Origin of the sequence: Qipengyuania aquimaris (assembly GCF_020171965.1) — a bacterium.
Lineage (GTDB): Bacteria > Pseudomonadota > Alphaproteobacteria > Sphingomonadales > Sphingomonadaceae > Qipengyuania > Qipengyuania aquimaris_A.
Genome location: NZ_JAIUZK010000001.1, coordinates 1,026,646 through 1,048,021, shown reverse-complemented (window position 1 = coordinate 1,048,021; position 21,376 = coordinate 1,026,646). Strand labels below are relative to the sequence as shown.

Annotated in this window: 16 protein-coding genes; 9 read left to right on the top strand and 7 right to left on the bottom strand. The window is 63.4% G+C overall.

Annotation, left to right across the window (positions count from 1 at the left end):
• Nucleotides 1-122: 122 nt before the first annotated feature.
• The 3 genes from LCM24_RS05105 to LCM24_RS05095 form a co-directional block, all read right to left on the bottom strand.
• Complete coding sequence (locus LCM24_RS05105; protein WP_224803019.1) at nucleotides 123-1,733, bottom strand: carboxyl transferase domain-containing protein; 1,611 nt, start codon at nucleotides 1,731-1,733, stop codon at nucleotides 123-125.
• A 3-nt stretch (nucleotides 1,734-1,736) separates the two neighbouring features.
• Complete coding sequence (locus LCM24_RS05100; protein ID WP_224803018.1) at nucleotides 1,737-2,366, bottom strand: NYN domain-containing protein; 630 nt, start codon at nucleotides 2,364-2,366, stop codon at nucleotides 1,737-1,739.
• Nucleotides 2,367-2,491: 125 nt separating this feature from the next.
• Nucleotides 2,492-3,661 carry an isovaleryl-CoA dehydrogenase gene (locus LCM24_RS05095; RefSeq protein ID WP_090476675.1) on the bottom strand — a complete coding sequence of 390 codons (1,170 nt, stop codon included), beginning with the start codon at nucleotides 3,659-3,661 and terminating at the stop codon, nucleotides 2,492-2,494.
• 232 nt (nucleotides 3,662-3,893) lie between these two features.
• Between LCM24_RS05095 and LCM24_RS05090 the strand changes: the two genes are divergently transcribed.
• The 4 genes from LCM24_RS05090 to LCM24_RS05075 are packed head-to-tail and all read left to right on the top strand — an operon-like array spanning nucleotide 3,894 to nucleotide 8,167.
• Nucleotides 3,894-5,336: a GAF domain-containing protein gene (locus LCM24_RS05090; RefSeq protein ID WP_224803017.1), complete on the top strand. Its 1,443-nt coding sequence runs from the start codon at nucleotides 3,894-3,896 to the stop codon at nucleotides 5,334-5,336.
• Nucleotides 5,337-5,385: 49 nt separating this feature from the next.
• The gene (locus LCM24_RS05085) at nucleotides 5,386-5,871 is read left to right on the top strand and encodes a hypothetical protein (protein WP_224803016.1); all 486 of its coding nucleotides are present in this window, start codon (nucleotides 5,386-5,388) and stop codon (nucleotides 5,869-5,871) included.
• Complete coding sequence (locus tag LCM24_RS05080) at nucleotides 5,868-6,635, top strand: ATP-binding cassette domain-containing protein (RefSeq protein WP_224803015.1); 768 nt, start codon at nucleotides 5,868-5,870, stop codon at nucleotides 6,633-6,635. The genes LCM24_RS05085 and LCM24_RS05080 overlap by 4 nt, the downstream gene beginning before the upstream one ends.
• A complete protein-coding gene (locus LCM24_RS05075) occupies nucleotides 6,632-8,167 on the top strand; it encodes an ABC transporter permease/substrate-binding protein (RefSeq protein ID WP_224803014.1) in 1,536 nt (511 codons plus the stop codon). The genes LCM24_RS05080 and LCM24_RS05075 overlap by 4 nt, the downstream gene beginning before the upstream one ends.
• A gap of 1 nt (nucleotide 8,168) precedes the next feature.
• Here the strand turns inward: LCM24_RS05075 and LCM24_RS05070 are convergent, their stop codons facing one another.
• The 3 genes from LCM24_RS05070 to lgt are packed head-to-tail and all read right to left on the bottom strand — an operon-like array spanning nucleotide 8,169 to nucleotide 10,577.
• Nucleotides 8,169-8,594, bottom strand: coding sequence for a DUF2147 domain-containing protein (locus LCM24_RS05070; protein WP_224803013.1), 426 nt, complete (start codon nucleotides 8,592-8,594; stop codon nucleotides 8,169-8,171).
• Between the two features lie 55 nt (nucleotides 8,595-8,649).
• A complete protein-coding gene (locus tag LCM24_RS05065; RefSeq protein ID WP_224803012.1) occupies nucleotides 8,650-9,705 on the bottom strand; it encodes a class I SAM-dependent methyltransferase in 1,056 nt (351 codons plus the stop codon).
• Nucleotides 9,702-10,577: a prolipoprotein diacylglyceryl transferase gene (gene lgt / locus LCM24_RS05060; RefSeq protein ID WP_224803011.1), complete on the bottom strand. Its 876-nt coding sequence runs from the start codon at nucleotides 10,575-10,577 to the stop codon at nucleotides 9,702-9,704. The genes LCM24_RS05065 and lgt overlap by 4 nt, the downstream gene beginning before the upstream one ends.
• Nucleotides 10,578-10,753: 176 nt before the next feature.
• Here lgt and LCM24_RS05055 point away from each other — a divergent pair, with 176 nt between their 5' ends.
• The 3 genes from LCM24_RS05055 (at nucleotide 10,754) to LCM24_RS05045 (ending at nucleotide 17,649) form a co-directional block, all read left to right on the top strand.
• On the top strand, nucleotides 10,754-12,448 hold the full coding sequence (locus tag LCM24_RS05055) for a class I adenylate-forming enzyme family protein (RefSeq protein WP_224803010.1): 1,695 nt from the start codon (nucleotides 10,754-10,756) through the stop codon (nucleotides 12,446-12,448).
• Nucleotides 12,445-15,204: a [protein-PII] uridylyltransferase gene (locus tag LCM24_RS05050; RefSeq protein ID WP_224803009.1), complete on the top strand. Its 2,760-nt coding sequence runs from the start codon at nucleotides 12,445-12,447 to the stop codon at nucleotides 15,202-15,204. Before LCM24_RS05055 ends, LCM24_RS05050 begins: the two co-directional genes overlap by 4 nt.
• 90 nt (nucleotides 15,205-15,294) lie before the next feature.
• A complete protein-coding gene (locus LCM24_RS05045) occupies nucleotides 15,295-17,649 on the top strand; it encodes a TonB-dependent receptor (RefSeq protein WP_224803008.1) in 2,355 nt (784 codons plus the stop codon).
• A gap of 39 nt (nucleotides 17,650-17,688) precedes the next feature.
• On the opposite strand, the gene LCM24_RS05040 is transcribed toward LCM24_RS05045, so the two are convergent.
• Nucleotides 17,689-18,351: a YggS family pyridoxal phosphate-dependent enzyme gene (locus LCM24_RS05040; RefSeq protein ID WP_224803007.1), complete on the bottom strand. Its 663-nt coding sequence runs from the start codon at nucleotides 18,349-18,351 to the stop codon at nucleotides 17,689-17,691.
• Between the two features lie 22 nt (nucleotides 18,352-18,373).
• Here LCM24_RS05040 and LCM24_RS05035 point away from each other — a divergent pair, with 22 nt between their 5' ends.
• Both LCM24_RS05035 and LCM24_RS05030 read left to right on the top strand, forming a co-directional pair.
• Entirely contained in the window at nucleotides 18,374-18,889 is a 516-nt protein-coding gene (locus tag LCM24_RS05035; protein WP_224803470.1) for a thiamine phosphate synthase, read from the top strand.
• A 118-nt stretch (nucleotides 18,890-19,007) separates the two neighbouring features.
• Nucleotides 19,008-21,347, top strand: coding sequence for an FtsK/SpoIIIE family DNA translocase (locus LCM24_RS05030; RefSeq protein ID WP_224803006.1), 2,340 nt, complete (start codon nucleotides 19,008-19,010; stop codon nucleotides 21,345-21,347).
• Nucleotides 21,348-21,376 lie beyond the last annotated feature (29 nt).

Sequence of the window (21,376 nt, the reverse complement as noted above, 5' to 3'; positions counted from 1 at the left end):
TCTTGGGCCCGGCTTTGGGTCGAACCATGGTTGCAACAGCGCCCGTACGCGTTGGCGCGTCTCGGCCACGTTCGTCGCCGACCGTATCACAAAGCGAACTGCCACCGTGCGCTTTGCCGGTCTTACATCCTGAATACGCCGAACTGCGGCTTTTCGGGAATGGGCGCCTCGAGTGTTGCGGCGAAGGCGAGGCCGAGCACGTCCCGCGTCTGGGCAGGATCGATCACGCCGTCGTCCCACAGGCGCGCGGTGGCGTAATAGGGGTTGCCCTCGTCCTCGTATTTCTGGCGGATCGGGGCCTTGAATTCCTCGGCCTGTTCCTCGGTCCAGCTGTCGGCGTCGCGGTGGACGGTGGCGAGGACGCTGGCGGCCTGCTCGCCGCCCATCACCGAAATCCGCGCATTGGGCCAGGTGAAGAGGAAGCGCGGGGAATAGGCGCGGCCGCACATGCCGTAATTGCCTGCGCCGAAGCTGCCGCCGATCACCACGGTGATCTTTGGCACCGTGGCGGTGGCGACTGCGGTCACCAGCTTCGCGCCATGCTTGGCGATGCCTTCCGCTTCGTATTTGCCGCCAACCATGAAGCCGGAGATGTTCTGGAGGAACAGCAGCGGGATGCGGCGTTGCTGCGCCAGCTCGATAAAATGCGCGCCCTTCTGAGCGCTTTCCGAAAACAGCACGCCATTGTTGGCGAGGATCGCCACCGGCATGCCCCAGATGTGGGCGAAACCGCAGACGAGCGTGCTGCCGTAATGCTGCTTGAACTCGTGGAATTCGCTGCCGTCGACAAGGCGGGCGATGACTTCGTGCACATCGTATGGCGCGCGCACGTCGTCGGGGACGATGGCATAGAGATCCTCCGCATCGAACTTGGGCGCACGCGGCTCCTTCAGTTCGATTGCCTTCGCCGCAGCATGGTTGTCGCCGAGATGGGACACGATATCGCGCACGATGGTGAGCGCGTGTTCGTCATTCTCGGCGAGGTGATCGACCACGCCCGATTTTTTCGCGTGGAGATCGCCGCCGCCAAGGTCCTCGGCGCTGATTTCCTCGCCCGTCGCGGCCTTCACCAGCGGAGGTCCGGCAAGGAAGATCGTGCCCTGATTGCGCACGATCACCGTCTCGTCGGACATCGCCGGGACATAGGCGCCGCCCGCCGTGCAGCTGCCCATCACGCAGGCGATCTGCGGGATGCCCAGCGCGCTCATGTTCGCCTGGTTGAAGAAGATGCGCCCGAAATGGTCGCGGTCGGGGAAGACCTCGGCCTGATGCGGTAAATTCGCCCCGCCGCTGTCGACGAGGTAGATGCACGGCAGCCGGTTCTCCTGCGCGATTTCCTGCGCGCGCAGGTGCTTCTTTACCGTCATCGGGTAATAGGTGCCGCCCTTCACCGTGGCATCGTTGCACACGATCATCACCTGCCGGCCCGACACGCGTCCGATACCGGCGATCATGCCAGCGCCGTTGATTGCGTCCTTGCCGTACATGCCGTTGGCGGCGAGCTGGCCAATTTCGAGGAAAGGACTGCCCGGATCGAGCAGGCGTTCGACGCGCTCTCGCGGGAGCAGCTTGCCGCGCCCGACATGCCGTTCGCGGCTGCCTTCCGAGCCACCCAGCGCGGCGGCTGCTACGGTCGAGCGCAGGTCGGCGGCGAGCGATGTGTTATGTTCAAACCGCGCCTTGGCGTCAGGCGCCTCGCGGTCGAGCGTGGAAGTGAGAACGGGTGCGGTCATAGATTACCAATCGCTAGGCTTGTTGAACTTCCCAACTTTGTCGGTCAGCTCACTGTCAAATTGAGCGTCTTCGAGGGCTTTAGGCCCAAATTGGCGAATGAAGTCTGCATGTGGCTTAAGAGCACCGCTCAGCCTCGTCTTCCTCGAACCGAGAAGAACTATTCTCTTTCCAAACTTGTCTTTGACCAATCTGATAGGCTCTTTCAAATCGCTATCATTGCTGATGATCACTGCGACATCAAACAGGTCATCTGCTGCATCCATGAGCAAATATGTTGCGAGATTGACGTCAGAACCTTTTTCTTCGGTCTTTACGACGCGAACAGGCTTGTATTGGCCAGATTTCCATGCAGCCGCTTCGGGCATTGAAACCTCGTGTGTGAGGAAATGACCAAAATGAACTTCGATTTCGGGTATCGTCGCTAGAGCGCGAAAATAGGTCTCTTGCCGTTGCGGTTGTTTTGGATCGTGAGGCCGAGCACTGACGCGGGCAGTGAAGTATCTGGTTTTATCAATGCTATTCTTCGGGAGTTGGCTGCACGCAAGCTGATGTATATTCAGCCACTTATGAGGCGAGCGCTTTAGGCAGGCGTAATAGAGATTATAGCCGTCGACATAAACTCTTGTACGCATTTGTGCCCCTCAAAAAGCAACGGCGACCACAAGGGTCGCCGCGCGCCTCGGCACCGAAGCGCCGAGGGAGATATGAGGGCCATATAGAAAATCCGGCGAGAAAGTCAACTTTAAGTTGAGTTGTTTCACCCCGCCGCCCCGATCAGTTCGCGGCCAATCAGCATGCGGCGGATTTCGTTCGTGCCCGCGCCGATGTCGAGCAGCTTGGCGTCGCGCATATAGCGTTCGACCGGCCAGTCGAGCGTGTAGCCAGCGCCGCCCAGCGCCTGGACGCTTTCTGCGGCCACGCGGAAGGCGTTTTCCGAGGCCAGCAGGATCGCGCCTGCCGCGTCGAAGCGGGTGGTCTTTTCCGCATCGCAGCTCTTGGCGACGGCATAGGTGTATGCACGCGCAGATTGCAGGGCGACATACATGTCGGCGACCTTGGCCTGCATCAGCTGGAAGCTGCCGATAGGCTTGCCGAACTGGGTACGCTCGCGAAGGTAGGGGATGACCGTGTCGAGGCAGGCCTGCATCACGCCAAGCTGCAATCCGGCGAGGACCACACGCTCGTAATCGAGGCCGCTCATCAGCACGCCCACGCCGCCGTTTTCGGGGCCCATCACGTTCTCTTCGGGCACGAAACAGTCGTCGAAGACCAGCTCTGCCGTGGGCGAACCGCGCATGCCGACCTTCTCGATCTTCTGGCCGATCGAGAAGCCCTCGAAATCCTTTTCGATCAGGAAGGTCGTGATGCCGCGGCTGGCGGCTTCGGGCGCGGTCTTGGCGTAGACCACCAGCGTGTCCGCATAGGGTGCGTTGGTGATCCAGAACTTGGTGCCGTTGAGGACATAGCCGCCATCGACCTTCTCGGCCTTGGCTTTCATGGAGACGACGTCCGAACCGGCGCTGGCCTCGCTCATGGCCAGGCTGCCGACATGCTCGCCGCTGATCAGCTTGGGCAGATACTTGGCCTTTTGCGCCTCATTGCCCCAGCGGGCGATCTGGTTGACGCAAAGGTTCGAGTGCGCACCATAGCTGAGGCCGATGCTGGCGCTCGCGCGGCTGACTTCCTCGACCGCGACGACGTGTTCCAGATAGCCGAGGCCCAGGCCGCCATCCGCTTCCGGCACGGTGATGCCGTGGAGGCCAAGCTCGCCCATGGCGGGCCACAGTTCCGCCTTGGGAAACCAGTCCTCCCGGTCCACTTTCTCGGCGAGCGGGGCGATCTGTTCGTCGGCGAAGCGACCCACGCTTTCGCGGATCATCTCTGCGCTCTCGCCAAGCTGGAAATCGAAGTCGGGGGTGGCGCGCATGGTATCTCCTGGTTGCCTCTAAAGGCAGTCTCTCTCTGCTCGGCGCGATAGCGAAGCTTTGTTGTCCGGGCAAACCCAAGTGGGTAAACTCGATGGCGACCACGCCAAATTCTTGAAAATCAGACGGATAGCTTTAAACCAGCGGCGCATGAAAAGGGACGATGCAATAGATTGGCCTCAGGGGAGGGGCCCAAATCCTGCGTTTTGCAGCGAGGATGAGCGTCTGACCGTAATGGCTTCGTTCGGCCTGGACGAGCTGATGGACGATCAGGAGCTGTCCCAAATCGTTCAATTCGCTGCGAAATTGTGCGGCGCACCGATATCTCTGGTCAGCCTGGTGGAAGAGCAGCGGCAACGTTTCCTCGCGCGCGCCGGACTGCTGACGACCGAGACTCCGCGACCGACCAGCTTCTGCGCTCATGCGATGATGGAGCGCGAGCCGATGGTCGTGCCCGACGCCCTGCTCGATCCGCGCTTCGAACGAAATCCGCTTGTCACGGGTGAGCCCAAGATCCGCTTCTATGCCGGGGCGCCGCTGCTTTCGGCTGAAGGCGCGCCGCTCGGCTCGCTGTGTGTCATCGACACCGAACCGCGCCCGGGCGGCCTGACCGATTTGCAGCGCGAGGGCCTGGAAGTGCTTGCCGCATCGGTGATGCGCCGCCTCAACGCGCGGCGTGAGTATCTCGCGGTGCAGGAACAGCTCGTCCGCGAGAGTATGCGCCTGCGCAAGATGGCGGAGCATATTCCCGTGCTGGCGTGGGCCGCACGGCCTGACGGCTCTCTCGAATTCGGCAACTCCGCGCTCTACGAATATTTCGGCACGGAAGACCTTTCCAAAATCGATCTCAGCGACATGATCCATCCCTCCGACAGCGAAGAGGTGGAGCGGCTGCGCCAGAGGTCACGCGAAGTAGGCGGCCGATGGGATGCAGAGGCGCGCGTCCGCCGGTCTGACGGGGAATACCGCTGGATGGTCCTGAGGGCATGGCCCATGCGCGATGCCAAGGGCGAGATCGAAACCTGGTTCGGCGCCGGTATCGACATCGATGAAACGCACAAGCTGTCCGAAAGCCGGGATCTGCTTGCGCGCGAGTTGTCGCACAGGATCAAGAATATATTCGCGGTGGTCTCCGGGCTGATCGCGATGCATTCGCGCGGGCAGCCGGAAGTGAAACCCTTCGTGGACAAGCTCGGCGCGGCCATACGCTCGCTGGCCACAGCGCATGATTACGTAAGGCCGGACGATGGTCGCTCCAGCGATAACCTTGGCGGCCTGCTCGAAGGGCTGCTGGAGCCTTATGCTTCACAGGAGAGCGAGCGCATACAGGTCAACGGCGACCATGTCGGGCTTGGCTCGCGCGCGGCCACGCCGCTGGCGCTAATCTTCCACGAGCTGGCGACCAATTCCGCGAAATATGGCGCCTTGGCGAATGGCAGCGGAAGGGTGAAGATCGACGTCATCGACAATTGTGATGAATCCGAGAGTGTCTGCATCAACTGGCAGGAAGATATGGAAGGCTTCACCCCGCCCGCGCAGGACGAAGGCGAAGGCTTCGGATCGCGCCTCCTGCGAATGGCAGTCGAGGGCCAGCTCTCCGGCCAGTTTTCCCGTGAGTATTCGGATGATGGCCTGCGGGTCGAACTGGTGATTCCCAGAAGTTCGATTACCCAATGATGCGTGGCGAGGGTCGCCAGATCGCGTGGACCGCGATATGCCGGTGCCCATGACCCGCCCGATCGCATCACTCGCCGCCCTCGCTCTCTGCCTGCCGGTCCTCGCCTGCGCGCCGCAGGACGATCCGCAGGAAGATCCTGCCACAGTCGCCGATGAGGAGGATACGCAGGCGCCTGCGGAAGACGCCGATGCCTCGCCGCCGTCGCATAGTGAATTCTCCGATACCGCATGGCGCGTGATGGCCGAGGACGGGGCGCGTTACGTCACCTATATCGACGCCGACGGAACCTACCGCGACTTCCGCAACGGAGAGCCGTGGCAGGAGGGCAGCTGGAAATTCGACCCTGCCGAGGAAAGCGGGGATGGCGTCGATTTGCTGTGCTTCATGCCTGACGCGGAAGACGGCAGCGAGAGGTGCTGGGAGCCGGGGCGGCTCCTGGATGACGAGCTGATCGTTACCTCTGGCGGCGGGCGCCGTGTGGCGCTGGAAAAGGTCACTTACACCGCGCCCGAAGGGGCCGAAGCCGAAGAGTGACGGAACCCGCCGGCTCTTACCTATCTTTCGACAATGTAAGCCGCAGATTCGGCGCGGTAACGGCTGTCGATAGCGTCACGCTCGACATTCCCAAGGGCGGGTTCGTGGCGCTCGTCGGGGCCTCCGGATCTGGCAAGTCGACGCTGCTGAAAACGGTCAATCGCCTGATAGACCCCAGCGGCGGGAATATAGTCCTCGGCGGCCATAATGTAGAGGACATCGCGCTTCCCGCACTGCGCAGGCGGATCGGATACGTCTTCCAGTCCATCGGCCTCTTCCCGCACATGGATGTCGGGCAGAATATCGCTATCGGGCCGCGACTGTCCGGCACGTGCCTGTCGCCCGACCGGATCGGCGAGCTGCTTTCGCTGGTCGAATTGGAACCGGAAATGACAAGCCGGATGCCCGACGAATTGAGCGGCGGGCAGAGGCAGCGGGTGGGCGTTGCGCGGGCCTTGGCGAACGATCCCGAACTGCTGCTGATGGACGAACCCTTCGGCGCGCTCGATCCGGTGACGCGTGATGCGCTCGGCGAACGGGTGCTGGCTCTCCATCGCGAGTTCGGCCTGACCACGATCATGGTCACGCACGACATGGCCGAGGCATTGCTGCTCGCCGACCGCGTGCTGGTAATGGACGCTGGCAGGATCGTGGCGGACGAGACGCCCGCGGCCCTGGTGGCGGGAGAAGGCGGAGAGGTTGCGCAGGCGCTGGTCGCGGTGCCGCGACACCAGGCAGACCGGCTGGCGGAGCTGTCAGGATGAGCGGGCTGTGGGACGCCATCGCCGGACTTGGCGACCAGCTGGCCGCGCATGTGCTCCTGTCGGCATCGGCAATCGCGCTCGGCATAATCGTGGCACTGCCGCTGGCGGTCTGGGCCAGTCGCTCCCCGGCCGTTTCGCGCGCGAGCCTTGCTTTCGCGAGCCTCGTGCAGACCATTCCGGCGCTCGCCCTGCTGGCGCTATTCTTTCCCATTCTCCTGAGCCTGCGCGCGGTATTCGGCGAGGGCCTGCCGACGCTCGGCTTCCTGCCCGCCCTGCTCGCGCTGGCGCTTTATGCGCTGCTGCCGATCCTGCGCAATGCGGTGACGGCGCAGGCCAATCTCGATCCCGGCGTGATCGAGGCGGCGCATGGCGTGGGCATGACATTCCGCCAGCGGCTGCTGCTGGTCGAAGCGCCGCTGTCCGCCCCCTTCATCATGGCCGGTATCCGCACGGCCGCCGTGTGGACCATCGGCGCTGCCACGCTTGCCACCACCATCGGGCAGAAGAGCCTCGGCGATCCGATCTTCGCCGGATTGCAGACCCAGAACTGGGTGCTGGTGCTGGCGGGCTGTATCGCCAGCGCGGGCCTTGCGATCCTTGCCGACAGCCTGCTTGGCACGATCGAGCGCGGCTTTCGCGAACGCAGGCGCGGCCTGTGGCTGGGCGGTCTCGCAGCAGTGCTGCTTGGCGTGGGCGCGGCGTTCTTCGCGCAGTTCGGCGGGGAGGATGATGACAGCGTCGTCATCGGCGCCAAGGGTTTCTCCGAGCAATACATCCTCGCCCGCCTGATCGGGCAGCGGCTGGAGGGGGAAGGTTTCGCTGTCGAATATCGCGACGGGCTGGGTTCTGCCGTAGCGCACAGCGCCGCGGCCAGCGGCGAGATCGACGTCTATGTCGATTACACCGGCACCATCTGGACCAACCAGATGAAGCGTACCGACAACCCCCCGCGCGAGCAGATGTATCGCGAGATCGCTCAATGGGAGGAGGCGAATACCGGCATGGAAGTCCTGGGGCGGCTCGGCTTCGAGAACGCCTATGGCCTCGCAATGAGCCGCGAGGCCGCAACCTTCGGCGAATTCAATTCGATTGCGGACGTGGCGCAGCGCGGGCAGGCGATGGTGATCGGCGGCGATCCCGAGTTCTTCGAGCGGCCCGAATGGATCGCGGTGCGCGATGCCTATGGCCTGCGCTTTGCCGGCCAGCGCAATTTCTCGCCCACTTTCATGTATAATGCGCTGCAATCGGGCGAAGCGGACATCATCGGAGCCTATACATCCGATGGCCGGATCGTCGCCGACCGGCTCGTCATCCTCGACGATCCGCGCGGGGCATTCCCCAATTACGACGCGGTCCTGTTGCTCAGCCCGCAAGCCGCCGAGGACGAGGCGCTCAAGGCCGCGCTGCTACCACTGATCGATGCGATCGATGTGGAGGCGATGCGCGAGGCGAATTATTCCGTCGATCGGGAAGAGGAAAAGCTCAGCTTCGACGAGGCCGCGCGCCTGCTGGCAGAGCGCGCCGGACTGTAACTCAGCGGGCGCGGGTCCAGACCTGCGTCTGGCAGAACGGTCCGATACACCCCTTCACTTCCAGCCGGTTCGCATCCTTGCGGCGTACGACCGAGCGGTACGTCTTGCCGCTTTTCGGATCGTAGATCTCGCCGCGCCACAAATCGCTTTCCTCGCTGAACCCGGTCAGCACGGGCATGCCCAGCAGCTTGCGATTGCGCAGGCGCGGTTCCTTGTTGTTCACGTCCCGCTGGTCGAGTCCCTGCGGCGGTGCGACGAGGAAGCGGGCGATCTTTCCGCACAGGGACTTGCCGCACTTGCCGATCTGGATGACAGCGTCCTTTTCCGCCGTGACCCAGCGCCCTTCGATAGGTTGGGCGGCAAGCAGCGGCGCAGCGCTCGCAAGCACGGCGATGGCGGCAAGGGGTTTGAGAGGCAGGCGTTTCATGGGCAGTCCTTCCAGATTGCTCGACGCGGAAACCCTGCACAGGTTCCGATGAACCTCAGCCGAAGCCTGCACCCTCGGGCCACTCGGGCGGGGTCATGGCGAAGACCTTGAACAGCTCGCCCATCTCCTCTGCGCCCGTCAGACGCTCGAAAGCCTGAGCGATCCGGGCTGCGCTTTCAGGGGATTTATTGACCAGGGCCTGTGCGCGGGCACCCATGCCGAGCGCCATCAGCCACTGGCCCTGCGTAGTCGAGGCATGTGTCATGCCCTGCGTCGAAGCGATCTCGGCCAGCACGGCGAAGTCGACATGGGCGGTGAGGTCCATATCACCCGGCGCGTCGAACACGCCGACCTTGCGATGCGCCTTGATCGCCTGCAGCGTTTCGCCGGTCCTCGCGGCGAGATGCCCATAGTCGATCAGCAGGGCGGCACCGCCTTGCTGGATCAGGCGCTCGGCCAGCGCATCCGTGAGAGCGGCGGCAGCGGGGCATGCCTCGATCACCGTGCCGACCGGCTGGTTCTTCATCGCATCGGGCACCGCATCGTCCATCGGGCTTGGCCCTGCGGCAAAGACGAATGCGTCCTCGTCCAGCGCGACCATGCGTTCGCGCCAGCCTTTCTCTGTCATGACTAACTGCCGGATCGGCAGCGCGTCGAGGAATTCGTTGCCGACGACCAGCAGGGGCAAATCGTCAGGCAAGGTATCGATCGTATCGTGGAATACCGCGTCGCCAAGCGCGCCCGCCTGCACGTCGCGCAGCGCCTTGGATCCTTCGACGAGGTGGATCGACGGTTTCAAACCCTGGCTCGCCATGGCGCGCAAAGCGTCTGCGGCCAGCGTGCCCCGGCCCGGACCGAGCTCCACATAGGCGCATTCGGGCCTGCCCGCGCGCGCCCACAGGTCGGTCAGCCACAGCCCGATCATCTCGCCGAACATCTGGCTGATCTCGGGCGCGGTCGTGAAGTCTCCTGCCGCGCCAAGCGGATCGCGGCTGGTGTAATAGCGCGCGTTGCTTTCGCCCATGTAGCGCGACACGGGCATCGGCCCGTGCCGCTCTATCAAGCGCCTGAAACGCGCGGCGAGGTCGGTGTCCTCGCGCGCGTTCGTCATGCCGTTCGCGCTGCGGGCGCCTTGGTCGTGCCGATGGGCTTCCTCGTGAAGGCATAGACCATAACGGCAAGGCCCACGGCGATCATCGGCAGGCTCAGCCACTGGCCGCGCGACAGGCCGGTTTCGGCCACGACATAGGCAAGGTGCGCATCGGGTTCGCGGAAGAACTCGTTGACGAACCGGCCAACGCCCATGCCTACCGTGAACAGACCGACCAGTAAGCCGGGACGATAGCGCGCACGGGTCAGCCAGAAGAGCGCGATCAGCACGACGCCGAGCATGAGCCCTTCGAGACCGGCCTGGTAAAGCTGGCTCGGGTGGCGGGCGACATCGCCGCCGCCCGGGAAGACCATCGCCCAGGCGACGTCGCTTTCGACCGGGCGACCGTAAAGCTCGCCATTGATGAAGTTGGCGATCCTGCCGAGCATGTAGGCGAGCGGCACGTTGACCGCGATGTAGTCGCACACGCGCAGCCAGTTGAGATTGCCGCGCCGCGCGACCCAGGTGATTGCCACCAGCACGCCGATCACGCCGCCGTGGAAGCTCATCCCGCCGCCCCATAGCTTGAACAGCTCGATGCTGGTCAACAGGTCGGGCTTGTAGAACGCTGCGTAACCGAGCCTGCCGCCCAGGATCACGCCCAGCGTGCAGTAGAAGAACAGGTCGTCGGCATGGCGCTGCGCCATCGGGCTGCCGTGCGACCTGATCATCTTGGACAGGTGCCAATAGCCCAGCAGGATGCCGAACAAATAGGCGAGCGAATAATAGCGCAGCTGGAATCCGCCGATCTCGAACAGGTAGGGGCGAAGGCCCAATTCCGCCCACTGGATGGGTTCGGAAACTGCCGCAGTGGCGGCCAATAGTGACAGCAAGGTTTTATCCCCTTAGAGACGTGTCGAAAGCCGCATGCGCGACCCGTTGCGGGGCGGCTTTTGGCATAGCAGGGGTTTTGGGGAAAGCCTGCGTCGCATCTCTATCCATCCCGAAGGGGGGATAGTGGCGATTCGCCATCGTGCGCGTGCATTTTGAGAGAGGACAAAAACACACCATGCCGACCGAACTCGACAAGGATATCCATCGTTTCACCGCCGCCGTGACCGCCCCGGGTCAGATGTTCGAAACCCACGATATCGAACGGCGCGGCGTGATGATGCCGGCCTTCAAGAACGCGCCGCCCAGCCTCGCGCATTATTTCGCGCACTTCTGCAACGAGAAGAAGGACGAGCTTTTCCTCGTCGATGGCGATCTGAGGCTGACATTCGGTGAAGTCTACGCTGCTGCGACTCACGTCGCACATGGCCTCGCGACCAAGCATGGCGTGAAGAAAGGCGACCGCGTCGGCATCGCCGCGCGCAATTCCGCCAACTGGATGATCGCCTATATGGGCATTCTGATGTCGGGCGGCTGCGCCACCCTGCTCAACGGCTGGTGGACGGGCGAGGAAATGGCTTACGGCATCGACCTGTGCGATTGCTCGTTGGTCCTTGCCGATGCGCAGCGTGCCGCGCGCTTCGAAGGCCAGCACATCAAGTCGAAGGTCGTGGTGTTCGACCATGGCGTGCCTGCCGAAGGCCTTGCACCGGTATGGGAAGCTGGCGATACGGCGATGAAGATGCTGGGCGAAATCGGCCCGGACGATCTTGCAACGATCCTCTATACTTCGGGTTCGACCGGTCATCCCAAGGGCGCCTATTCCGACCACCTCGGCGTGGTGTCTGGCGTGATGAACTACGTCGCGCAGACCGCGATGATCCTGCAAATCCTGACCGAACGCGGCGATGCGCCGACCGTCCAGCCCTCCGCGCTGGTCGCCGTGCCGCTGTTCCACGTCACCGGTGAGGTGCCGCTATTCCTCCAGAGCTTCGCCCTCGGCCGCAAGCTGGTGCTGATGCCGAAATGGGATGCGCGCGAGGCGCTGCGCCTGCTCGACGAGGAAAAGGTCACCTATTTCGTCGGCGTGCCGCTGATGAGCTATGAAATGGCCACCCATCCGGAACGCGACCAGTTCGACCTGTCGAGCTGCAAGAGCTTCGCCGCCGGCGGCTCCGCGCGCCCGCCCGAGCACGTAAAGAAGATCAAGGACGCCTTCCCCGAAGGCTTCCCGCTGCTGGGCTATGGCCTCACCGAAACCAATGCGGTGGGCTGCGGCAACCTCAACGAAAACTACATGGAAAAGCCCGGCTCCACCGGCATGCCGTCGAAACCGCTGGTCGACATGGCCATCCTCGACGATGACGGCAACAAGCTGGAACAGGGCGCCGTGGGCGAAGTCTGCATCCGTTCGGTCGCGAATTTCCTCGGCTACTGGAAGAACGAGGACGCGACCGCGTCTGCCTATACCGACGATGCCTATTTCCGCACCGGCGACCTCGGTTATCTCGACGCGGACGATTATCTCTTCATCGTCGATCGCAAGAAGGACATCATCATCCGCGGCGGCGAAAACATCTCCTGCATCGAGGTGGAAGAAGCGATCTACGCGCATGACGCGGTGGCCGAATGCAGCGTCTTCGGCGTGCCCGACGAACGCTTCGGTGAAATCCCGGCCGCGGTCTATTTCACGCACCCCGGCAAGGATCTGAGCCCGGAAGAACTGCAGGGCTTCCTCGCCGAGCATATCGCCAAGTTCAAGGTGCCGCAGTACGTCTTCCGTTCGGACGACCACCTGCCGCGCCTCGGCACGCAGAAGGTCGACAAGCGCACCGTCAAGGCGACCTTCGCCAAGGACCTCGTCTCCAGTTGAGCGAACCGCAGATCCCCGACCGGCGCGCGATCATTGATCGCAAGGCGCTTGCCTCTCGCATAGAGGCGCTGGCCGGGGAGCAAGGTGCCAAGGCGCGTCCGCAAGTCGTCGCGGCGCTGAAGGAAGCGCTGGAGGCAGGCCGGACGGAAATGGAGCGGCGGCTGGAAGCGCGCCTGTCCGCAGGCCATGCCATTGCGGGCGGCTATTCCTTCCTCGTCGACCAGCTCGTGCGGATCATCCACGAGTACGTTACGCAATACGTCTATCCCGCAGCCAACAGGTCCTCCGGCGAGCGGCTCGCGGTCATGGCGGTGGGCGGATACGGGCGCGCGGAAATGGCCCCGCATTCCGATGTCGACATCGCCTTCCTGGTCGGCGAGCGGCGCAATGCCTGGTGCGAACAGGTGGTGGAGGCAATGCTCTACCTCCTGTGGGACCTAGGTCTCAAGGTCGGCCATTCCACCCGCACGCTGGACGAGGCGATCAGGCTGGCGAAGGACGATCTGACGATCCGCACCGCCCTTCTCGAAGGGCGCTATGTATGGGGCGACCGCGACCTTTATTCCGAAGGCGAGCGGCGCTTCACGCTCGAGGTGGTCAAGGGTAATGAACGCGCCTTCCTCACGCAGAAGCTGCAGGAGCGCAACGCGCGTCACAAGCGCATGGGCGACAGCCGCTATGTCGTCGAACCCAATGTGAAGGACGGCAAGGGCGGCTTGCGCGATCTCCAGACACTCTATTGGATCGGCAAGTTCATCCACCGCGTGCGCAGCGCGTCGGAACTGGTCGACAGCGGTCTGCTGACCCGGAACGAATACCGCACCTTCCGCCGCGCCGAACGCTTCCTCCTGGCCGTGCGCTGCCACATGCATGCGATTACGGGGAGGGCGGAGGACCGGCTGACATTCGATCTTCAGCGGCAAGTGTCAGAGCGGATGAACTTCGCCGATCGCCCGGGCAAGTCTGCGGTCGAGCGCTTCATGCAGTTCTATTTCCTGCAGGTGAAGCATGTCGGTAGCCTGACCGGTGTCTTCCTCGCCCATATCGAGGACGATCTCGCCACCCGCGCCGCGCGGAGCGGTTTCTTCGCCACCTTCCGGCAGAAGCCGCGCGAATTGAAGGGCTACCGCGTATTCGGCGGGCGCATTGCCGCACCTTCTGACGATTATTTCCGCAAGGACCCCGTGCGCCTGATCGAGGTGTTCCAGCTGGCCGAGGCCGAAGAGCTGGAAATCCACCCGGAAACCATGCGCCAGGCCGCGCGCGACGCGAAGCTGATCGACCATGGTGTCCGCGAGGACAAGCGCGCCAACGCGTTGTTCTTAGACCTGCTGTCCGGGCGCAACGATCCCGAAACGGTCCTGCGCTGGATGAACGAGGCCGGCGTCTTCGGCCGCTTCGTGCCCGATTTCGGCAAGGTCAACGCGCAGATGCAGTTTGACATGTATCATCACTATACCGTCGACGAGCACACGATCCGCGCAATCGGCCTGCTGAGCCAGATCGAAAAGGGCGAGCTCAAGGCCGACCACCCGCGCGCCACCCGCCTGATCCACAAGGTCGCCTCGCGCAGGGTCGCCTATGTCGCAGCGCTTCTGCACGATATCGCCAAGGGTCGCGGAGGCGACCATTCGGTCCTCGGTGCGGACGTGGCGCGTGAATTGTGCCCGCGCTTCGGCCTCAGCGAAAGCGAGACCGAGCTGGTCGCCTGGCTGGTGCTGCACCATTTGCTGATGAGCCACACCGCGCAAAAGCGCGACCTCACCGATCCCAAGACGATCGAGGATTACGTGGGGCAGGTGCAGAGCATCGAACGCCTTCGCCACCTCGCGATCCTGACCGCGGTCGATATCCGCGCGGTCGGTCCGGGGACCTGGAACAGCTGGAAAGGCCAGCTGCTGGGCGAATTGTACGATGCCGCATCGGAACGCCTGAGGCTCGGCCACATGCGGCACGGGCGCAAGGAAAAGGTCGCCGCGAAGAAGGCGCAAGTGGCCGAAATGCTGGGCGAGAAGGGTCACCTCGTCGCAGAGCTTGGCGACACTTTCGACGATTCCTACTGGATCGCCGAACCGCTCGATATCGTGGCGCTCAACCTCGTCCATTATGCGGCGGCACGCGATCTCGACCACGCCCTGTCGGTGCATTGCGAATTCTATGAAGCGCGCGGGGCCACGCTGGTTACGGTCATCGCCGCCGACCATCCCGGCCTGTTCTACCGCATTGCGGGAGGCATCCATCTCGCTGGCGGGAACATCATCGACGCGCGCATCCATACGACGCGTACCGGGTGGGCGCTGGACAACTTCCTGGTGCAGGATCCGCACGGCGCCCCGTTCCGCGAGGAAGGACAGCTCGAACGCCTCAAGACCTCCATCGCCGATGCGCTGGCGAACCGGGTCGACCTTGCACCGAAACTGGCGCAGCGTCCGCTGCCGTACAGCCGATCGAAGGCGTTCGACGTCAGTCCGCGCGTCCTGTTCGACAACAAGGCATCGAACCGCTTCACCGTGATCGAGGTCAATGCGCGCGATCGCCCTGCACTGCTCAACCGATTGGCCCGCGTGCTGTTCGAAAGCAGGCTCGTCGTGCACTCCGCACACATCACGCACTATGGCGAACGGGCCGTCGATACATTCTACGTGACCGACCTCACCGGAGGGAAACTGGGCGAAGGGGAGCGGCAGAATCGCGTCGAAGCGCGGCTGGTCGAAGCTGCGGGCGACGCGATGCAGGCCCGGCTCGAAGACGCCTGAACAAATCGGGGAAAACTTGCGGTTGCAACGCGAATCCCAATTCGCCATCGGGGTCGCGAATTTACCCTGAGAGAGAGTAACCCCCTAAAAATGAAATACAGTTCTGTTTCGCTGCGCGCGCTTTGCGTGCTCGGCGCCGGTCTCGTTCTGACTCCGCAAGGCGCAGTCGCCCAGGCAAGTGACGAAGCGCCGGAAGCGGTCGCCTCTCCTTCAGCAGACGACAGCGCGGCCGATGCCTTCAACATGATCGTCGTGACCGGCACCAAGACCCAGAATGCGGAAAATGTGCAGGACATTGCGCTGGCAGTCACCGCGTTCAATGCCGAAAGCCTCGATGCGCTCAACGTGCGCGACCTCCAGTCGCTCAGCCACTCGGCGCCCAACGTCAATCTCGACCAGGTGGGGACCAGCCGCGGCCAGGCAAATTTCTCGATCCGCGGGCTTGGCATCAATAGCTCGATTCCCTCCATCGACCCGACCGTCGGCGTGTTCGTCGACGGCGTTTACCTCGGCATCAATGCGGGCGTGGTCTTCGACCTGTTCGACCTTGAATCGGTCGAAATCCTGCGCGGCCCGCAGGGCATCCTGTTCGGCCGCAATGTGACCGGCGGCGCGCTGCTGGTGAACACCGGCAATCCGACAGACTATTTTACCGGCAAGATGCGTGCCTCGGTCGATGGCCCGGCGCTCGACGGTGGTCGCGGCGGCGCAAATTACACCCTATCGGGCGTGATCTCCGGACCGCTGGTCGAAGACGCGCTGCTTTTCAAGCTGGGCGGCTATTACAACAAGGACGAAGGCTATTTCCGCAACCTCGCCGATGGTTCGAACCATGGCGCTGCGGAAACGAAGATCCTTCGCGGTGCGCTTGAAGGACGGCTCGGCGCGCTGACCCTGACCGGCAAGCTCGACTATTTCGCCAGCGAAGGCGATGGCCCGTCGGCGCAGAACCGCGGCCAGTTCGACCGGGAAAGCTTCGACTTCGCGATCGACAATCCGGGCGCTTACGACAACGAGATCTGGACCGCTTCGCTGACCGCCGATGCCGACATCGGTTCCGGCACGCTGACCAACATCTTCGGCTGGCGCAAGTACGATGCATACACCTTCGGCGACATCGATTCGCTGCCGGTCTTCATCTTCCACTCGCCCACCGACACCGCGCAGGAACAGTTCTCCAACGAATTGCGCTATGCGGTTTCAACCGACGCGTTCGACCTGACGCTGGGCGGCTTCTGGTTCGACCAGTCGATCGCCTATACCGAAGAGCGCAACATCGTCTCGGTTGCACCGCTCGCCTTCTATGGCGGCGGGACGCAGGACCACGAAGTGCTCGGTGCGTTTGCGGCTGGCGAACTGCACCTCACCGATGCACTGTCGATCATTGCCGGTATCCGCTGGAGCCGCGAGGAAAAGGACGTCGCGATCACCTATGTCCGTCCGCGCGAAGCCTGCTCGGTCATCGAGGGCACGTGCCCGGTTGGCGGCGTCAATCCGTGGAGCGTCGATCCGGCCTTTGCCGCAGTCTATCCGGGCGGCGAGGAAAACAACGGCTTCACCGACGCCAATAGCTGGTCGAACTGGTCGCCCAAGCTCGGCCTCCAGTACGAAATGGGTCGCGGGCAGATCTACGCCCACTGGACGCGCGGCTATCGCAGCGGCGGCTACAATTTCCGGATTACGGCGGCCAACGCCTTCGAAGCCATCGCCGCGGACAATGGAGCGTTCAATTTCGATGAAGAGCAGGTCGACAGCTACGAAATCGGCGGCAAGTTCCAGACCGACAACGGCGATTTCACGCTGAACCTGGCAGCCTATTACACCGACATCGCCAATATGCAGCGCGAAGTGAACCAGTCGTCGCAAAGTGCAGGGGTTGCCCAGTCGATCTTCAACACGGCCGACGCCTCGATCACCGGTTTCGAGGCCGAAGCACGCATGCGCGTGTCGCGAGACCTGCTGTTCACGGCGAACATCGGCGTGATGGATGATGAATATGATGCGATCCTGTTCGACATCTCGGGCGATGGTGAAATCGACGAAGCGGATCTTGCGCTGCGCCTGCCGCGTGTGCCCGAGGTGACCTGGGGCGTCGGCGCGATCCACGAACTCGACCTCGGCACGAGCGAGATCGTGAGCCGCGTCAACTTCCAGTACCGCGACGAGTTCGCCTATACGGACAATAATTTCGGCTACATCCAGGATGCCGGAATGCTCGATGCGAACGTCACCTGGAATACGCCCGTCGATGGCTTGAGCCTGTCGGTCTATGGCAAGAACCTGCTAGATGAAGTGCAGGCGGGCGGCGACACACAGCTGCCGTTCGGTGCGGGGGCATTTTCCAACGGCGTCAATCGACCGTTTGACCCGCGTCCGGCGGTCGGCACATTCTCGCCGCTGATGAAGGGCCGCCAGCTCGGCGCCGAACTCAGCTTCGAATTCTGAGCATCCGGGGCGGGGAGGGGAAACTCTCCCCGCTCTTTCCTATCCGCGTGCGCCGAACAGCGCCGTACCGACACGGATATGCGTTGCGCCCAGCATGATGGCGGTTTCGTAATCGCCGCTCATGCCCATGGAGCGTCCCTCCAGCACGTTGTCGCGCGCCAGCTTGTCGAGCAGCGCAAAGAACGGCGCAGGTTCGATATCGGCAGGCGGGATGCACATGAGGCCCGCGAGCGGGATGCCCGCCTCGCGCGCCTGCTCGATCAGGCCGGGCAGGTCCGCGATCGCGCAGCCGCCCTTCTGCTCTTCCTCGCCGACATCGACCTGGATGAAGCACTCCGGGCAGCGGCCGGTCTTCTCTTTCGCCTTGGCGAGCGCCTTGACCAGGCTCGGGCGGTCGAGCGAATGGATGACGTCGAACAATTCCGCCGCATCTTCGGCCTTGTTGGACTGCAATTGTCCGACAAGGTGCAGCACGGTGTGGGGATAGGCTTCTTTCAGTGCGGGCCATTTGTCTTGCGCTTCCTGCACCCGGTTTTCGCCGAAATGGCGCTGGCCCTGTTCGAGCAGCGGCTCGATCCGGTCGGCGGGATGGGTCTTGCTGATCGCGATCAGGGTAACCTCGCCGGGTTCGCGCCGCGCGCGCTTGCAGGTCGCGGCGATTTGCGATCGGACGATCTGAAGAGGAGTGTCTGCCTTTTCCATGAGGGCGCGCTATAACGTCCCTATGTCTGTGCGCCAGTCCCTGCCCCTGCTTTGGCTGCTTTCCGATGCCCGCAACGATGCCGGGCTGGAGCAGGCCTTGCAGGCTCTGCCCAGGGGCTCGGGCTTTGTGTTCAGGCATTATCACTTGCCGCCCGAAGAGCGGCGCGCGCGCTTCGACGCCTTGGCAGCGCTGGCCCGGTCGCGTGATCACCTCGTGATCCTGTCCGGCAATGAGGACTGGGGTGCAGACGGCCATTACGGAGCGGCTGGAACGCTTGGCAGCGGTCTGCGCCTCGCCACGGCGCATGATGGCGATGAATTGCAGAAGGCGATCGCCGCGGGCGTCGACGGCATTTTCCTGTCGCCGGTTTTCCCGACCAACTCCCATCCCGGCGCGAAAACGCTCGGCGTATTCGGCTTTCGCGTATTGGCGCAGCAATCGCCGGTGCCGGTTATCGCGCTGGGCGGCATGAATGCGGCGCGGGCACGCGAGCTCGACTGGCCGCGTTGGGGCGCGATCGACGGACTCGCCTCCTGACCGACCGCAGGGAGGCAAGGGCGACCGCCGGCGATTGAGACAAAACAAAAGCACTGCTTGACCTCGGACTCGCCGAGGATTCATAGTGTTTCCCACACGACGGACGGAAGGAATGACAATGGCCACGCGCGCTGGCGCAAAACCCGATTGGCGGGCGGCGTTTCGCCGTTCCCTGCGCCGCGCGACGCATATGGCGGGCGCGGGCCTCCTGCTGGTTTTGCTGGTCTTCCTGACGCTGGCACTGGCCAGCTACACCCAGACCGATCCCAGCGCCTCGACGGCCGCATCGGGCACGACCATTTCCAACTGGATGGGCGCAAGCGGCGCCTGGGCGGCAGAACGCGCCTATTTCTTCTTCGGCTTGCCGGCGCTGCTGCTGCTGCCATTGATCTGGATTTCCGCGCGCCGGTTGTGGACCGGGGTCGAGGATGCGGACGAGGAAGAAACGCCGGGGAGGTGGTGGGGGCCCTTCGGCCTGCTGCTGGTCGCGATGCTGCTTCTCGGCACGGTCGTCAGCCTGCTGTTCGAAAGCAGCCCCGGGCCGTTCCCGGCGGGCGGCGGCGGTCTTGCCGGGCTCCTCGGTGCGGGCGGCATCGACGCGGTTGCCACACGCTTCGGCGGGGATTTTTCGGGCTGGATTACCGGCGCGCTCGGCCTTGTGGCGCTGGGCGGCGGCCTCGCCCTGGTGACGAAGGTCTTCGCCCTCGACTGGGCGCAGTTCTTTACGCTGCCGAAACTCTTCGAACGCAAGGAGGTCGAAACCGATATCGATCTGCCGCTTGCGCCGAAGAAAACGAAGCGAGCGCGCCGCAAGGCCGAGGATATCGATGACGAAGAGGACGAGGAGGCACCGCGTGCCCCGCGCCGCTCGCCCGAAATCGCCGACCCCAAGCCTGCGCCCGTCCGCTCGCAGCCGGCCAAGGCCAAGCAGCGCGACATGTTCGCGAATTACCAACTGCCGAGCCACGATCTGCTCGACGATCCGCCCGAACACGCCGTGCAGAAGCTCGACAAGATCGCGCTGGAACGCAACGCCCGCCTGCTCGAGAACGTGCTCGACGATTTCAACGTGAAGGGCGAGATTACCGCGGTGCGCGCGGGTCCCGTCGTCACCATGTACGAGCTTGAGCCTGCACCGGGCATCAAGGCCAGCCGCGTTGTCGGCCTTGCCGAAGACATCGCCCGCAACATGAGCGCGATCAGCGCGCGCGTGTCGCCCATTCCGGGCAAGACCGTCATCGGTATCGAACTGCCCAATGCGGACCGCCAGATGGTCAGCTACAAGGAGCTGTCGACGTCCGCTGCTTTCGTCGATTCCAAGGGCAGCCTGCCAATGATCCTGGGCAAGGACATCGGCGGCGAACCGATCATAGCCGACCTTGCCGCCATGCCGCACTTGCTGGTCGCGGGTACGACGGGCTCGGGTAAATCGGTCGGCCTCAACGCCATCCTGCTGTCGCTGCTCTATCGCTTCACGCCGGACGAGTGCCGCCTGATCCTGATCGATCCCAAGGTCCTCGAGCTGAAGACCTATGACGATATCCCGCATCTCCTCAGCCCGGTCGTGACCGAGCCGGCCAAGTCCGTCCGTGCATTGAAATGGGCGGTCGAGGAGATGGAGAAGCGCTATCGCATGATGTCCAGCGTAAACTCGCGCAACATCGCGGGATTCAACGAGAAGGTGAAAGCCGCAGCCGCCAAGGGCAAGCCGCTGGGCCGCCGCGTGCAGACCGGCTTCGATCCGGAGACGGGCGAAGAACTGTATGAAGAAGAGCAGCTCGACTACGAACCGCTGCCGCTGATCGTGCTGATCGTCGACGAGCTGGCCGACCTCATGGTCACCGTCGGCAAGGAAATCGAAGTGCTGATCCAGCGCCTCAGCCAGAAATCGCGTGCTGCGGGCATCCACCTCATCATGGCGACGCAGCGCCCGTCGGTCGACGTCATCACCGGCGTCATCAAGGCCAACCTGCCGACCCGTATCAGCTTCAAGGTGACGAGCCGCATCGACAGCCGCACCATCCTTGGCGAGCAGGGCGCAGAGCAGCTGCTGGGCAAGGGCGACATGCTCTACAAGCCCAATACCGGCGCGATGATCCGCGTACATGGCCCTTTCGTGTCCGACGAGGAGGTCGAGAAGGTCGCCGATCACTGGCGCGCGCAGGGCAAGCCCGACTACGTCGATGCCGTTACCGAAGAGCCGGAAGATGGTGGTTTCAACTTCGAGGACGAGTTTACCGCTTCCGACAATCCGGACGAGCGCAAGTATCGCCAGGCCTGCCAGATCGTGATCGAGAACCAGAAGGCGAGCGGAAGCTGGCTCCAGCGCCAGATGGGCGTGGGCTACAACACGGCCGCCAAGTGGATCGAGCGGATGGAGGCCGAAGGGCTGGTCGGACCTGCCAATCATGTCGGCCGCCGCGAAATTTACCGCGACCAAGACGGAAATCCGCTCTAAGGCCGGTTTTCAATGGCACGAGTAGTCAC